14 protein-coding genes are annotated in these 15,127 nt (G+C 43.6%); 7 read left to right on the top strand and 7 right to left on the bottom strand.

From position 1 onward, the window contains the following. Positions 1-1,153 (top strand): GBS Bsp-like repeat-containing protein (locus FXF62_RS02900; RefSeq protein ID WP_149517559.1); only part of this gene is annotated, 1,153 nt, incomplete at its 5' end. A gap of 30 nt (positions 1,154-1,183) precedes the next feature. On the opposite strand, the gene FXF62_RS02895 is transcribed toward FXF62_RS02900, so the two are convergent. From FXF62_RS02895 to FXF62_RS02880, 4 genes are read right to left on the bottom strand one after another with little or no spacing between them, the layout of a single operon-like run. Further along, a complete protein-coding gene (locus FXF62_RS02895; RefSeq protein ID WP_149517558.1) occupies positions 1,184-2,419 on the bottom strand; it encodes an aminoacyltransferase in 1,236 nt (411 codons plus the stop codon). 14 nt (positions 2,420-2,433) lie between these two features. After that, positions 2,434-3,648 carry an aminoacyltransferase gene (locus FXF62_RS02890; protein WP_187984215.1) on the bottom strand — a complete coding sequence of 405 codons (1,215 nt, stop codon included), beginning with the start codon at positions 3,646-3,648 and terminating at the stop codon, positions 2,434-2,436. Beyond that, positions 3,648-4,457 (bottom strand): sugar-phosphatase, encoded by an 810-nt coding sequence (yidA, locus tag FXF62_RS02885; protein ID WP_149517556.1) that lies wholly within the window; start codon positions 4,455-4,457, stop codon positions 3,648-3,650. The genes FXF62_RS02890 and yidA overlap by 1 nt, the downstream gene beginning before the upstream one ends. A 2-nt stretch (positions 4,458-4,459) precedes the next feature. Continuing rightward, on the bottom strand, positions 4,460-5,761 hold the full coding sequence (locus FXF62_RS02880) for an HD domain-containing protein (RefSeq protein WP_149517555.1): 1,302 nt from the start codon (positions 5,759-5,761) through the stop codon (positions 4,460-4,462). A gap of 117 nt (positions 5,762-5,878) precedes the next feature. Between FXF62_RS02880 and FXF62_RS02875 the strand changes: the two genes are divergently transcribed. From FXF62_RS02875 to FXF62_RS02865, 3 genes are all read left to right on the top strand, one after another. Next, a complete protein-coding gene (locus FXF62_RS02875) occupies positions 5,879-6,283 on the top strand; it encodes a DUF1934 domain-containing protein (protein WP_187984214.1) in 405 nt (134 codons plus the stop codon). 191 nt (positions 6,284-6,474) lie between these two features. Then, complete coding sequence (locus FXF62_RS02870) at positions 6,475-9,171, top strand: cation-translocating P-type ATPase (protein WP_149517553.1); 2,697 nt, start codon at positions 6,475-6,477, stop codon at positions 9,169-9,171. A gap of 88 nt (positions 9,172-9,259) precedes the next feature. Beyond that, positions 9,260-10,051 carry a DUF2785 domain-containing protein gene (locus FXF62_RS02865; RefSeq protein WP_149517552.1) on the top strand — a complete coding sequence of 264 codons (792 nt, stop codon included), beginning with the start codon at positions 9,260-9,262 and terminating at the stop codon, positions 10,049-10,051. Here the strand turns inward: FXF62_RS02865 and FXF62_RS02860 are convergent. Further along, positions 10,045-10,905 carry a metallophosphoesterase gene (locus FXF62_RS02860; RefSeq protein ID WP_149517551.1) on the bottom strand — a complete coding sequence of 287 codons (861 nt, stop codon included), beginning with the start codon at positions 10,903-10,905 and terminating at the stop codon, positions 10,045-10,047. The two genes, FXF62_RS02865 and FXF62_RS02860, sit on opposite strands and share 7 nt — an antisense overlap. Positions 10,906-11,185: 280 nt before the next feature. On the opposite strand from FXF62_RS02860, the gene prfB reads away from it, so the two are divergent. From prfB to ftsX, 3 genes are all read left to right on the top strand, one after another. Then, a protein-coding gene (gene prfB, locus FXF62_RS02855) for a peptide chain release factor 2 (RefSeq protein ID WP_149517550.1) occupies positions 11,186-12,281 on the top strand; the annotation gives its coding sequence in 2 pieces (ribosomal slippage) (positions 11,186-11,257 and positions 11,259-12,281; 1,095 coding nt in all). A gap of 54 nt (positions 12,282-12,335) precedes the next feature. Beyond that, positions 12,336-13,028: a cell division ATP-binding protein FtsE gene (ftsE, locus tag FXF62_RS02850; RefSeq protein WP_005589698.1), complete on the top strand. Its 693-nt coding sequence runs from the start codon at positions 12,336-12,338 to the stop codon at positions 13,026-13,028. Beyond that, complete coding sequence (ftsX, locus tag FXF62_RS02845) at positions 13,021-13,947, top strand: permease-like cell division protein FtsX (protein WP_149517549.1); 927 nt, start codon at positions 13,021-13,023, stop codon at positions 13,945-13,947. Before ftsE ends, ftsX begins: the two co-directional genes overlap by 8 nt. Positions 13,948-14,037: 90 nt before the next feature. Here the strand turns inward: ftsX and FXF62_RS02840 are convergent, their stop codons facing one another. Then, positions 14,038-14,232, bottom strand: a complete 195-nt coding sequence (locus tag FXF62_RS02840) for a hypothetical protein (protein ID WP_262881572.1) — start codon at positions 14,230-14,232, stop codon at positions 14,038-14,040. A 190-nt stretch (positions 14,233-14,422) separates the two neighbouring features. Beyond that, complete coding sequence (locus FXF62_RS02835; RefSeq protein ID WP_149517547.1) at positions 14,423-15,058, bottom strand: MBL fold metallo-hydrolase; 636 nt, start codon at positions 15,056-15,058, stop codon at positions 14,423-14,425. Between the last annotated feature and the right edge of the window lie 69 nt (positions 15,059-15,127).

Raw genomic sequence — 15,127 nt, 5'->3', positions numbered from 1 at the left:
TAAGGTTAGTCTTGCTTCAGTTGCGAAACCAGAAGGCAAGTTGACTATTGCCAACAACAATCCCAAGACTGGCACATTCGATGTGATCGTGTCCGAGGTTTCTAGCCCACAAGGCGTTCGTGAAGTCTTGCTTCCAACTTGGTCAAATGAGCAAGGTCAGGATGATTTGATATGGCACAAGGCGCAGAAACAGTCAGACGGTACATATAAATTCACCGTCCGTGCCAGCGAACACAAAAATTCTGTCGGCGACTACAGTGTCCACTTGTACTATGTCCAAAACGACGGTAAGATGGTCGGTGTCGGTGGCACAACAACTAAGGTTTCCATTGCGACAGGGGAGAAACCACAGGGAAAAATCAGTATCCAAAATAAAAACAATGAAACTGGTGAATTTGATATCGTCGTTTCTGGTGTTGTAGCTCCAGAAGGTGTCAAAACTGTCTATTTGCCAACTTGGTCCAGTCAAAATGGACAAGATGATACTCAGTGGTATACGGCGGAACGCCAAGCTGATGGTACTTATCGCAAGCATATTTATGCAAGAGACCATAAAAATAGTCAAGGCGAGTACAATGTTCACCTATATTACTTGAATAATCGCAATCAGCTGCAAGGTGCTGGTGGAGAGAAGACCACGATTTCTATTAAGCATCCTCAATCGCCTAGCAGTCAGCGTGATCGTGTTCTTGCAGCAGCAGCAGCGATGGTTGGCGTCAAGGGAGGCAGTGCTGAGCACCATCGTCTGGTCAATGACTATAATAGCGTTAAACCGTTACCAGTTGGTTATGCTGTGAAGAATTCAGATGACTGGTGCGACATTTTCACGACAGTTATTTTCCAAAGAGAAGGCTTGAGCGATCTTATCGGCCGCGAATGCGGTGTCGAGCGCCATATTCACATCTTTAAACGTCTAGGTATCTGGAATGAAGATGGTAATTCTACACCTGAAGCGGGCGATATCATCACCTTTAACTGGGATCAAAATAGCCAGCAAAATGATGGCTGGGCTGATCATATCGGTATTGTCGAAAAAGTTGAAAATGGTATCATTCATACGATTGAAGGTAACAGTAACAACGAAGTTAAACGCAATACTTACCGTATCGGTCATGGAAATATCCGTGGTTTTGCATCACCTCGTTATAGATAAACACAAAAAACCAAGGGAGACCTTGGTTTTTTAACGTCTTAGAAGTTTCTTTATGAGTTGAAGCAGCTTAAACTTGAGTGGGTTAGGATAATAACGGAAAGTCCCCATTTTTCGGACGATAAAGCCATTGAAGTTTTGCTTGAAGCGCAGAACGCCGTCGGAACCATCGAAAATTCCCATAATACCGAGGAAATTATAAAATGGAATGCCTCTCTTGATACTTTCGGTCATAACGTATTCCTGAAGCAAGGCTGGAGCGTAGAATTTGTTAAACTCAGGATAGGAGCCGCTGAAGAGATAGGTTGCTTCCTGGGGAGTATAGATAAAGAGGCTGGCAGCTAGGATCTGGTCTTGGTCGCCGTACTTGTCAATCAGCTCTTGAGCCTCTGCTTTGCGGGTTTCAAAGCTGTCAAACTGGCTGGAAAGCTCTCGCAGCTGGTTTTGTTTCTTTTCAGATTGAGGATTTTTTTCCAAGTCAGCCTGCAGTTTCTGGATTTTCTGGCCCAGTTTCTCTTGGTCTTTTTGTAAGTTCTGAAGATAGTCCTTGAAGTTAAGGCTGGCTGTCATAAAGTCCGCCTGCTGACCAAAGCTATCATAAAAATCTTGATAGTAGTCTAGTGGCTTGTCATCGTATTCCCGCCGGTCAGAAGTAGCAGCTGTGATGTCTTTGAAAATGCTGAGTTGGTCACGTTCTAGCCTTTTTAGCTTGATACCAAAGGTATTAGCCTTTTTGACGGTCGCCTTGCCATTTTTACTGAAGGACTTGAGCAAGTCTTTCTCCGTTAGACCAGCTAAGTCTTTGACATAATGCCAATCAGGTTCCCCACCCGGATAGCCCGTCTGTAGGCCGTCAAAGTCAAAGCACAAATCAGTCAGTTGCTGGATAAGCTCGACTTTTTCATCAGATGTGGGCTGGCCATTGCTGTCAAAGGTCTGATAAGTCTCGTAGGGCTTGATGATGAGCTCTAGAGCGCCTTCTTTTTTAGCGTAAGCCTGCAAGTCTTGATAGAAGGGGGGCAGGTATTGAGCATCGGTAGAGACAGGACCGCAGTTGATTTCCATATGGAGGCCGCCAGTCATAGGCATACTGTAGAGGACAGCAGACACCACTACCTGTCCCTGCGGGTCAGTGTAGCCGATATACTGGGTACTGAAGCCACGCTTGCTCAGCAGCTCTGCCATTTCCACGGTCTGCATAAAGGAGCGTTGGGAGCTAGCTGAGGTATGCTGGATGAATTCTTCTTGGCTGAGAAGTTTAAAGGTCATAGGCTTCCTTTCTTTTAATGCTTGCTGCGCAGTTTCTTTCTGATAGTGTAGGCCAGATTGGAGAGGTGGTAAAGAGGATTGGTCGGCAGGTTAAACTCACCAGCAAATTCCTCAATGGTCGGATTGAACTTGGATTTAAAGCTGTAGAGACCGCCCTTGAGGTCGTTTTCGATTCCGCCCATATTTTGCCAATCAGCTCCACGCTCAAAAGCATGTTTGGCCGTTTCGTACCAAGTGATGATGGCTGGCTGATAACGACGGTACTCCTCGTCCATTCCGGCATAGATATTTTCAGAAGTCTTGCCGTATTCTAAGACCAAGGTGCCAGACAGGGGAACGACAGTAGCACCTTGGCTGATTTTGTCCTGCAGAAAGTCAATCTCTTCTTGGAGACGTTTTTGTTCTTGCTGGTTATTCTCAATCTTGCCCGGCTTGGTTTTTTCGGTAAATTTCTCTGCTTCCTTGAGTGTCTTGGTCAGCTGAGCCTGCAAGTCTTCTAAGCGTGCCTTTAGATCAATGCTGGACAAGGTGATGTAGGAGTGCTCAGGATAAGTATCCAGCAATTTTTGGTAATAGTCTTTGCCACGCAGGTGGATTTTTTTTCTGTTTTCTGTTTTCTTCATTAGGGCTGAAAAGTCATCCAGCAATTCTGCTCCGCCAAATTGGATTTGAATGCCTTTGTTACGGGCAGTGCGAATAGCCTGACGTGTGCTTTTAGAAAGCAGTTCTTCACTAAAATCTTCTTTATGGATATTGGCCTGCAAGCGAGGCTGGATGGTTTCATCCAGAGACTCGGTCCGTCCGACCCAGACAGCTCCTGCTTGCTGCAGTTCTTGAATCAGCTTAATCGTCTCTACTTTGTCTTGCAATTCACCGCCCATCTTGCTTTCTGCCAGAAAGAGGCTAGGATCAAACTTGACAAAGAGCGCTTTTTTCTCCTTGGCGAACTTCTTGAGCGATGCCAAAACAAAGGTCAGCAGCTCCTTGTTGCTATAGTCCATGATGGGACCGCGAGGGATATAAAGCATGGTCATTCCCAAGGACAGTGGTTTGATCAGGACACTGGCAGCTGCTACCAAGCGGTCGTCTTTATAGAAGCCCAAGCGCTCATTTCCCCAGTTGTCCTTGATTTGAGCCCAGGCTGCACTCTGCAGGAGATTGGCCTGCGGATGAGCTGCGACAAAATCATCGTGTTCCTGTGCTGAAATTCCAATTTTGTAACTAAACATTAGTCTAATACCCACTCTCTAATAGCGTGTGCTACGCCGGATTCTTCGTTCGACTTGGTGATGTATTTGGCGATTTTCTTGAGTTCTTCTCTGCCGTTTTCCATGACAACAGGAGATCCGACTGCTTCCAGCATGGCGCGGTCATTTTCTTCATCACCAATAGCCATGGTCTGCTCCTTGCTCAAGCCAAGTTTTTCAGCTAGATGGAGGATAGCAGCTCCTTTATTGACGGTTTTTTTGACAATTTCTAGATAGAAAGGAGCTGATTTAACCAGTGTATATTTTTCGGCTAATTCCTGCGGCAGCTTGGCAATGGCCGCATCCAGAATTTCTGGCTCATCAATATACATGCACTTGACGATTTCTTTATCAGTCATTTCTTCAGGCGTGCGATAGTAGACGGGCATATTGACCAGATTGGACTCGTAAACAGTGTACTTGCCGATGTTGCGATTAGCCGTATAAATACCGTCCTTGGTGATGGCATGCATGTGAACGCCTAATTTTCGTCCGAGCAGCTCGATATCCAGATAGTCGTCATAAGACAGTGTTTCTTTGATCAATTCTTGACCTGTGACCGTATCCTGCACCAGTCCGCCGTTGAAGGTCACGACATAGTTGTCTGGCTGGTTGAGCTCTAGCTCCTCTAGGAGTTTTTGAACTCCTGCAATAGGACGGCCGGTTGCAATAACGATTTTGACACCAGCAGCCTTGGCATCCTGAACAGCGCTGAAGACTTCAGGCGTGATTTCTTTTTGGTTATTTACAAGGGTGCCGTCAATGTCAACGGCAACTAATTTGATAGACATATTTATTCTCCGTAGGTAAATTGGTCGTTTTTGATATAGTGCATAAAGGTCTGGTTTTTCTCGCTGAAAAGTCCAGTCTCTGCCAGCATTTCCTTAGGGAAGTAAAAGCGATTATCGCCCTGTCTGGTCCCGGCTAGCGAATGAACGATAGGAGACAGGCTAGATAACTCTGCTAAACTACCATCTTTTTGCAGGATTTCAATCTGGGTCCGGGGTTTTTCAACGTCAGGCCGGTAGAAATCATAAGGCAAATCAAAATTACGATGGATAGCAGTATAGTAATCAGGGTCGAAACCAACCTGTCCAACTAGGTCTCGCATGATATCCAAGTGCGCTTCGTTTTCCTGAGAGAAGACGATAGACTTAAAGACCTTGCGGTTGATAAAACGCTGAGCCAAGTCAGATAAAATCTTGTCTGGACTAGTCATCCAAACTTGGAAATAGGTATTCATAACACCATCATCCAAGGCCAGATAATCCTGCAGGGTCACTCTGTTTTCAAAGAATGGAATGAGATTGGGCGATGACAGAGCAAAATAATCCTTCTGAGCCGGATAGAGAAACTTGGCTCGCTTGAGCAGGTTTTGCAGTAAGACTTCCATAGCCCTGCTGGCTGGGTGAAAATAGACCTGCATGTACATCTGGTAGCGGCTGACTACGTAGTCTTCAACCGCATGCATGCCATTGCGCTTGAAAGCGATGCCCTTTTCTACAGGACAAATCACTCGTAAAATTCTAGTCAAGTCAAATTGCCCATAAGAAGCGCCAGTGAAAAAGGAATCCCGCAAGAGATAATCCATCCGATCCACATCAATCTGGCTGGAAATCAGCTGGACCACCTGTTTATTAGGATAGGTATGATTGATGACGCTAGCCACCTTTTCGGGAAAATCGGGCGAAACTTGTATCAAGGCCTGATGAATCTCCGTCTCAGGACTGGTGATGACTTGCCGCGTAATGTCCTCATGATCGGTATCAAAGAGGCGCTCAAAAGTATGTGAATAAGCGCCATGTCCCAAGTCATGCAGAAGAGCAGCCGTCATGGTCAGCAGACTTTCGTGACTATCCCAGACATCGCTATATTTTTCATTGAAAATCTTGGTGATGCACCGGGCAATCTCGTAAGCTCCCAGACAATGCGAAAAACGGCTGTGCTCACCGCCGTGAAAAGTATAGCCAGAAGTACCCAGCTGTTTGATGCGGCGCAGCCGTTGAAATTCTTTAGTATTGATTAAATCATAAATGACCTGATGATCCACATGCACATAATTGTGGACTGGATCTCGAAATACTTTTTCAATCATAGTCCTATTATATCATAAATGCTCAGTGGGCGAAATTCAAAGCCTGAAGTAGAAAGGAAGAATTATCAAGAAATTTTTGATAAAATAGAAGAAAGAAACAAGGAATGCGAGAAAATCATGAAAATTAGAATGAGAAATCAAATCAAATTAGATGAGCAAATGGAGTTGATTGACCAAGTTTATGATGTAGAATGGACACAAAAAGGGAGCAATCACTATTTGATTTATCAGAGCGAGGAGCAGGAAAAGGTCGTTCTGAAATTTAATGCGGATAAGCTGACCATGACCCGCTTTTCTGAGCCTAAGACCATTCTTCATTTTATCAATAATGGTCAGCATGTAGTATCTATCCCGACTCCGCTGGGTGCTCAACAGTTTGTGACAGACACTCAGCACTATCACTTAGATGTAGAAAATCAGGCTTTGGAACTTCACTATGATTTGAAAAGAGCCGAAGATGATCAGCTCTTTGCCTCTTATCAGATGAAAATAGAATGGACGGAAGAAAAGTTTGAAAAATAACAGCTCTGCCTTGAAAAATACAAAAATTTTGGTATAATAAATACACTCAAGGGAGTAGCTAACGGTTTTACCGTTACAAGGTCGTCAATACGAAAGAAATTTCCGGCCTTGTATGAAATAGCGAGACTTGTTAATTAACAGGTCTCTTTTTTGTTTATTTTGAAAGAGGCCCATCAAAAGGAGGAGACATTTTGTCAAAAGAACAAAAGCGCCAAGCTTTTTATACGCAAAGTCCTGAGGAAGTTTTGCAAGCAATGGAAGCTTCCGAACAAGGGTTGACCAGTAGCCAAGCCCAGCAACGCTTGGCAGACTACGGTCGCAATGAATTGGAAGAAGGAGAGAAAAAGACTCTCTTGATGAAATTCATCGAGCAGTTCAAGGATTTGATGATTATCATTTTGTTGGTAGCGGCGGTCTTGTCAGTTGTGACATCAGGTGGTGAGGATATTGCGGATGCGGTGATTATCCTAGCCGTTGTCATCATCAATGCTATCTTTGGTGTCTATCAAGAAGGCAAAGCTGAAGAAGCAATTGCGGCTCTCAAATCTATGTCCAGCCCAGCTGCGCGTGTCCTGCGTGATGGCCATGTCACAGAAGTGGATTCTAAGGACTTGGTACCTGGTGATATCGTTAGACTGGAAGCCGGTGACGTTGTCCCAGCAGATATGCGACTGTTGGAAGCTAATTCCCTGAAAATAGAAGAAGCAGCTCTGACGGGTGAGTCTGTGCCAGTTGAGAAAGATTTGACTGTTGAGGTAGCTGCAGATGCTGGTATTGGCGATCGGGTCAATATGGCCTTCCAAAATTCCAATGTCACTTATGGTCGAGGAGTAGGGGTTGTTGTCAATACAGGGATGTTCACCGAAGTCGGTCATATCGCAGGCATGTTGCAAGCTGCGGATGAGACTGACACACCGCTCAAGCAAAACCTCAATAGCTTGTCTAAGGTTCTGACCTACGCTATCTTAGTGATTGCTGCGGTGACCTTTGTAGTCGGCGTTTTCATTCAAGGAAAAGATCCGCTTGGTGAGCTGATGACCTCAGTCGCTCTTGCAGTTGCAGCTATTCCAGAAGGTCTGCCAGCCATCGTTACGATCGTCTTGGCTTTGGGAACACAGGTTTTGGCTAAGCGTAATTCAATTGTCCGTAAATTGCCAGCAGTAGAAACACTTGGTTCAACTGAAATTATTGCTTCAGATAAGACCGGTACCCTGACCATGAATAAGATGACGGTCGAAAAAGTCTTTTATCACGGAGTCCTGAATGAAGCTGGCCAAGATATTGAACTTGGTTTGGAGCTGCCGCTCTTACGTTCAGTTGTCTTAGCCAATGATACCAAGATTGACCAAGAAGGAAAGCTGATTGGTGACCCAACAGAAACAGCCTTTATCCAGTATGCTTTGGACAAGGGCTATGATGTCAAAGGATTTTTAGAGAAATATCCTCGAGTAGCTGAGCTGCCCTTTGATTCAGATCGTAAGCTCATGTCTACTGTCCATCCATTGCCAGATGGGAAATTCCTTGTGGCAGTAAAGGGTGCACCAGATCAACTCTTGAAACGCTGTGTTGCCCGTGATAAGGCTGGAGATGTTGCAGCGATTGATGACGCTACTTCACAGCTGATTAAGTCTAATAACTCAGAAATGGCTCACCAAGCTCTGCGCGTGCTGGCTGGTGCCTACAAGATTATTGATGCAGTTCCGACTGACTTAACTTCTGAAAATCTGGAAAATGAGTTAATCTTTACAGGCTTAATCGGTATGATTGACCCTGAACGTGCCGAAGCAGCAGAAGCCGTTCGTGTGGCTAAAGAAGCGGGAATCCGTCCAATCATGATTACGGGTGACCACCAAGACACAGCGGAAGCCATTGCCAAACGTTTGGGAATCATCGATGAAAATGACTCAGAAGACCATGTCTTGACAGGTGCTGAGCTCAACGAACTTTCTGATGAAGAATTTGAAAAAGTTGTTACCCAATACTCTGTCTATGCGCGGGTTTCTCCTGAGCACAAGGTACGGATTGTTAAAGCTTGGCAAAACCAAGGTAAGGTCGTTGCCATGACAGGTGACGGGGTTAATGATGCGCCAGCTCTGAAAACAGCTGATATTGGTATCGGTATGGGAATTACCGGTACAGAAGTATCTAAGGGTGCCTCTGACATGATTCTGGCAGATGATAACTTTGCGACAATTATCGTCGCAGTTGAAGAAGGACGCAAGGTCTTCTCAAACATTCAAAAGACCATCCAGTATCTCCTTTCAGCTAATACAGCTGAAGTTTTGACCATCTTCCTAGCGACCCTCTTTAGTTGGGATGTCTTGCAACCGGTTCATCTGCTTTGGATTAACTTGGTAACGGATACTTTCCCAGCTATTGCTCTGGGGGTTGAACCTGCTGAGCCAGGTGTCATGACTCACAAGCCTCGTGGTCGTAAGTCTAGCTTCTTCTCTGGTGGTGTCATGAGTTCCATCATCTACCAAGGATTGCTGCAAGGTGCTCTCGTTCTGTCCGTCTATGGCTATGCTATTGCTAATCCAGTTCATATCGGCGATGTAAAAGCGATCCATGCGGACGCTCTGACAATGGCCTTTGCGACTCTAGGTCTTATCCAGCTCTTCCATGCTTATAATGTAAAATCTGTTTACCAGTCTATCTTTACAGTTGGCCCATTTAAGTCTAAGACCTTCAACTGGTCTATTCTGGTTTCTTTCATTCTGCTGATTTCAACTATTGTAATTGATCCACTGGAAAAGATTTTCCATGTGACCAAGTTAGATTTGACCCAATGGACTGTTGTCCTGATCGGCAGTTTCTCTATGATTATCATTGTTGAAATTGTTAAGTTCATCCAACGTAAATTGGGTATGGACAAAAATGCTATTTAGCAACAAAAAGTCATCTACGGATGGCTTTTTTGCGTACAAGGGGGTATAATCAGATTCAAAGAAAGCAACTCGAAAGGACGATGAAAGTATGTATCAAAACTTACGAAAGAAGTTGGAAGAAGATTCTCCTTTATATTATGAGGAAGAAATCTTATGGCTGCTGGATCATATTGGTCATCCAGAAGCGTCAGTCCGTGATGAATTAGTCTTTTCGTCCTTAGCAAGGGGACTTCAGGGTGATCTGTTTTTAGTTGAACAGTTTCATTTCTTGGCTCAAGAAGCAGTCAAAAGACAAGGTCTTTTTTACAAGAGTGATAAAAATGGTCAGGCTACCTTAACACGTTCCTTCACGGCTTTACTTTATGCTAATCTCTTAAACTGTGATGGTAATCCTAACTCTTCGTATTATCAGGCTTTATCAGTGCAAGAAAGAAATTATTTACTAGATAAGGGGCTAACCTACTTGTCAGTAGAAAGAGACACAAGGGGCTACTCCAGGAAATACGGTTGGGTTCATGCCTTCGCTCATGGAGCAGACTTATTGACAGAAGTGGCCTGTCATCCGGACTTTCCCTCCAGTAGGATGCCAGAGGTTTTAGAGGTTATTCATCAAGTTTTTAAAAGAGTTTTAGTCCGTTTCGGAAATGATGAGGATTGGCGCTTAGCCCAAGTGCTCTATCAAGCTGTCTTAAAGGAAAAACTGTCGCAGCATGAACTTAGACTGTGGCTTCAATCACAGAGTTTTCCATTGGAATGCAACAAAGACTTCATTGCTTTTTCCAATTTTCGCTCCTGCTTATTAGAAGTCTATGTCCAGTTGGACAGCAAAAAACAGCTCTCAGATGAGCTGAGAACTGCTATTCAATATTTTCATTACTGAACTTCAATCACTGTTAAAGCATTTCGCAGTTCAGCTGCCAGGTGTTTTTTCTTATGGTCTCGAAATTCGGCTAAATCTTTAACAGCATTATAACGCTTGTGCAGGCGGTACATCTGGGGAATCTTATACTGAGGAAAGTCATTAAAAAAGTTCCGAGTCAGTTCCCATTCGCGGATGTAGCCCAGAGGACGCATATGGTAGCTGACACCTTCGATAACACGGCTTTGGTGGCGGTGATGGAGATGACCGAAAACAACCTCTTTCACCTTGTATTTGACAAAGAGCCGATGAAAAGCTTGGCTTCCTAGGAAGGCGTTGAAGCGCTGGAAATAGAGATGGTCGTATAGAAAATCTTGATGGGGAACAAAATGCATAGCAATAATAATGGGACCATCTAAAGTCGCCAGCAGTTTTTCTAACTCTTGCAGCGTCTGAGCCGTAATACTAGGATCGTCGAGTTGACGCGCCAATCTGCGGTCAAACCAGAAATTGGTCTTTGTTCTCAGATGCTCTTCCTTGCTTTTTTCTGGAGCAAAGCTGTAATCGTACCAGCCAGAAAAACTGACGAGCTTGGTCCGACCGAACTGCTGGACCTGAAAATCATAGTTTGAAATTTCTTGCTCAGAAAGTCCCAGCATATCGTGATTTCCCAGATTAAAAGAAAGGGGAATCTCTTGCTTCAAAGTTTCAAGAAAGGGCAAACTGATCTTGGTCAGGTCGTTGGACAAATCCCCTGCAATGTGTAGGTGGTCAATCCCTTCCTCTTTTAAAAGATGGCGAAGAGTTCGCTGCTCAAAATCTCCAAACTGATTGGAGTCCAGATGGAGGTCGCTCATAAATCCGATTCTTGTCATGATTTTAGTCTAGCATATTTTGAAAAACTTGAAAATATTTAAGCGTCTTATGGAGGGTATCCCTTCTATTTGAATCCCAAATAGATTATTAGAATCTTGTAATCCAGAATAATTCTTCCAACCCCATGTCATTATATTACTTTTTTAACAATTCCGTAACAAGCAGCTCCTATTCTTGCCTATCCATTAAAAATTGTATAAAATGAAGGAGCTTCATTATCCGATTAGGCAAATGTCTGAAAATGTGTTATAATAAAACGATATATGAAAAGAGGTATTTATGGACATTTCAGAAATTCGTCAAAAGATTGACGCAAATCGTGAAAAATTGGCTTCTTTCAGGGGGTCTCTTTGACTTAGAAGGTCTGGAAGAAGAAATTGCCATCTTAGAAAATAAGATGACAGAGCCTGACTTTTGGGATGACAACATTGCAGCCCAAAAGACATCTCAAGAGCTCAATGAACTCAAGCAAACCTATGAAAATTTTCATCAGATGACCGAGCTTTTTGATGAATCGGAAATCTTGCTTGATTTTCTGGCTGAGGACGACTCGGTTCAGGAAGAGCTGGAAGAAAAGTTGGCCGAGCTTGAAAAAATGATGACTAGCTATGAGATGACTCTCTTGCTGTCGGAGCCTTATGATAATAACAACGCTATTCTTGAAATTCACCCAGGATCTGGTGGAACAGAGGCTCAGGATTGGGGCGATATGTTGCTACGGATGTACACGCGCTACGGCAATGCCAAGGGCTTCAAGGTAGAAGTCTTGGACTATCAGGCTGGCGATGAGGCTGGTATTAAGTCAGTGACCCTTTCCTTTGAAGGGCCGCATGCTTACGGTCTACTTAAGTCAGAAATGGGTGTTCACCGCTTGGTTCGGATTTCTCCATTTGACTCGGCGAAACGCCGTCATACTTCCTTTACTTCAGTAGAGGTCATGCCAGAGTTGGATGATACCATTGAAGTAGAAGTCCGCGATGATGATATCAAGATGGATACTTTCCGCTCGGGAGGAGCCGGCGGGCAGAATGTCAACAAGGTATCGACTGGCGTGCGGCTGACGCATATTCCGACGGGAATCGTGGTTCAGTCTACCGTTGACCGAACCCAGTATGGCAACCGTGACCGGGCTATGAAGATGCTTCAGGCTAAGCTCTATCAGTTGGAGCAAGAAAAAAAGGCAGCAGAAGTCGACTCGCTCAAGGGAGATAAAAAAGAGATTTCTTGGGGCAGTCAGATTCGTTCTTATGTCTTTACTCCTTATACAATGGTCAAAGATCATCGAACCAGCTATGAAGTAGCTCAGGTGGATAAGGTCATGGACGGAGACTTAGATGGCTTTATTGATGCCTATTTAAAATGGAGACTCAACTAAAAACAGAGTGAAATCGCTAGATAAAAACTCTGATGAAAGGAATTGTACTAATTCATGTCAATGATTGAAATGAAAGACGTTGTTAAAAAGTATGACAACGGGACAACTGCTCTACGTGGTGTATCTATACATATCGAACCAGGTGAATTTGCCTATATTGTAGGACCATCAGGAGCAGGAAAATCAACCTTTATTAGACTCCTCTATCGTGAAATTAAAATCGATAAAGGAAACCTTGCTGTAGCAGGTTTTAACTTGGGGAAAATCAAGAAACGGGATATTCCAATGCTGCGCCGTAGAGTAGGTGTGGTTTTCCAAGACTATAAACTACTTCCTAAAAAGACTGTTTATGAGAATATTGCCTACGCTATGGAAGTTATCGGTGAGCGTCGTAGAAATATCAAGAAACGCGTTATGGAAGTTTTGGATCTGGTTGGCCTTAAGCACAAGGTTCGTTCCTTCCCGAATGAGCTATCAGGGGGAGAACAGCAGCGGATTGCAATTGCGCGTGCCATTGTCAACAATCCTCAGGTCTTGATTGCTGACGAGCCGACTGGTAACTTGGACCCAGATAATTCATGGGAAATCATGAATTTGCTGGAACGCATTAACCTGCAAGGAACGACAGTCCTGATGGCGACTCACAATAGTCAGATTGTAAATACCCTACGTCACCGCGTCATTGCTATCGAAAATGGTCGTGTGGTGCGTGATGAGGCGGAAGGAGAATACGGATACGATGATTAGAAGGTTTTTCCGTCATTTGATTGAATCGCTTAAGAGCCTTAAGCGGAATGGTTGGATGACAGTCGCAGCTGTGAGTTCAGTTACGATTACTCTCAGTTTAGTTGCTATCTTTGCCTCTGTTATTTTAAATACCGCAAAGCTAGCGTCTGATATTTCAAACAACGTTCGTATTGTTGTCTATATGCGTAAAGACATCGCTGACAACAGCAAAACAATCGTTAAAGAAGGTCAGACAGTTAAAAATAATGATTACCATAAGATTTATGACGCCCTAACTTCAATGGATCATGTCTCAAAGGTTACTTACTCAAGTAAAGAAGAACAGTATGAAAAGCTGACAGAGACAATGGGAAGTGAATGGAAGGTCTTTGAGGGGGATTCAAACCCACTTTATGATGCTTACATTGTCGACACGACAGAGCATAAATACGTAGATTCCGTTGCGGCAGAAGCCAAGAAGTTGGAAGGCGTTTCGGAAGTGCAGGATGGTGGAGCTAATACGCAAAAACTCTTTGCCTTATCTGATTTTATCCGAGTGTGGGGACTGGTCGGGGCAGGCTTGCTCATCTTTATTGCAGTCTTCCTGATTTCCAATACCATTCGGATTACTATTATTTCACGGAGTCGTGAGATTCAGATTATGCGTTTGGTAGGGGCAAAAAATAGCTATATCCGCGGTCCCTTCTTATTTGAAGGCGCTTGGATTGGCTTGCTAGGTTCAGTTTTACCAGTAGCTTTAGTTTATTTTGGTTATAATATGGTCTATCAGACCATGAATAAAAATCTCGTTGCGCAAAATCTTTCCATGATTGAGCCAAACTTGTTTGTCCCAGCTATGATTGGGGCTGTGTCAGTCTTGGGAATCTTGATCGGTTCACTTGGTTCATCCATCTCCATGAGACGCTTCTTGAAGATTTAATAAAAAAAAACAGCCGTGTAGGCTGTTCGGATTGAAAACAAACATCATTTGGTGTTTGTTTTTTTATTGCATTAAAAGTATAAATTATTGCTATCGCTTTGTTTTCGATAGGCCGAGGCTGATTATGATGAGGGTAAAAAAGAAAGCAGACAAGAGGCCTTTTGTGGTACTGTTTAGAAAAGGCTTGTCAAAAACATAAAAAATATAAGCAGAAAAACCTAATCCAAGGAGAGTTATCATAGCTGAAATAGCCAGCAGAATTAACAAAATTTTTCTTTTATCCATGATGAAGACCATCCTTTCTTTTCTATGAACCAAGTATATCATATTAAGCAAAAAGCGACAAGATATGGAAGTCAGATTGTAGAGCCTATTTCCTGACTTTTTCTAAAAGCCCTTTTTTCATTCTTACATAGAAACAGTTATTTACTATATAAAAAAATGAGGCAGTCTTGTTATCTGCCTCACTATCAGTTTATTGGAAAAATGGATTGAAATTCTTTTCGTGGCCAATCGTTGTGTCATTTCCATGGCCGGGATAGACGCGATAGTCTTTGGGTAAGACAAATAACTCTTCGCGGATACCAGTAAGGAGCTGGTCCATGCTACCAGTCGGCAGATCTGTACGACCGATGGTTTCACGGAAGAGAGCATCACCAGTCAGAACGACCTGATCTTCTGGGAAAATAATGGAAACTCCTCCGATAGAATGACCAGGTGTCTGCACAGCATAGAAATGAAAGTCGTCCAGTTGGTAGTCCTTGTGATAGTTGAAAAAATGTTCAGCAGGTCTGAGAATGACGTCTTCCAAATCTGAATGGCGGTCAAGGCCAGACAGATTGTCTGTCGGAGTATAGAGCCAGCTTGCTTCGTTCTCTGCTACATAGACGGGTGGATTGGCAAAGTTATCTCGGACCTTATCCAGACTCATAATGTGATCGTAATGCGTATGGGTCAGCAAAATAGCTGTGATGGGCTTAGCAATTTCTTCTAGCTTGCGTTGGATCTTCCGCCAGTCGCTGCCGGGGTCAACTACGATGACATGACGGTCATTTTCAAGGATATAAGTATTTTCAAAAGCGATGAGATTGACAATTTTGTGAACTTTCATTGGGCTTCCTTTGCGTATGTTTTCTCAATAAAGAGTGTAACAAAAAAGCAGAAATTTTGCACAAAATTA

This window comes from Streptococcus cristatus, from assembly GCF_008369405.1.
GTDB lineage: Bacteria > Bacillota > Bacilli > Lactobacillales > Streptococcaceae > Streptococcus > Streptococcus cristatus_G.
The sequence above is the reverse complement of the archived record's forward strand: the minus strand, read 5'-3'. Positions and strand labels throughout refer to the sequence as shown.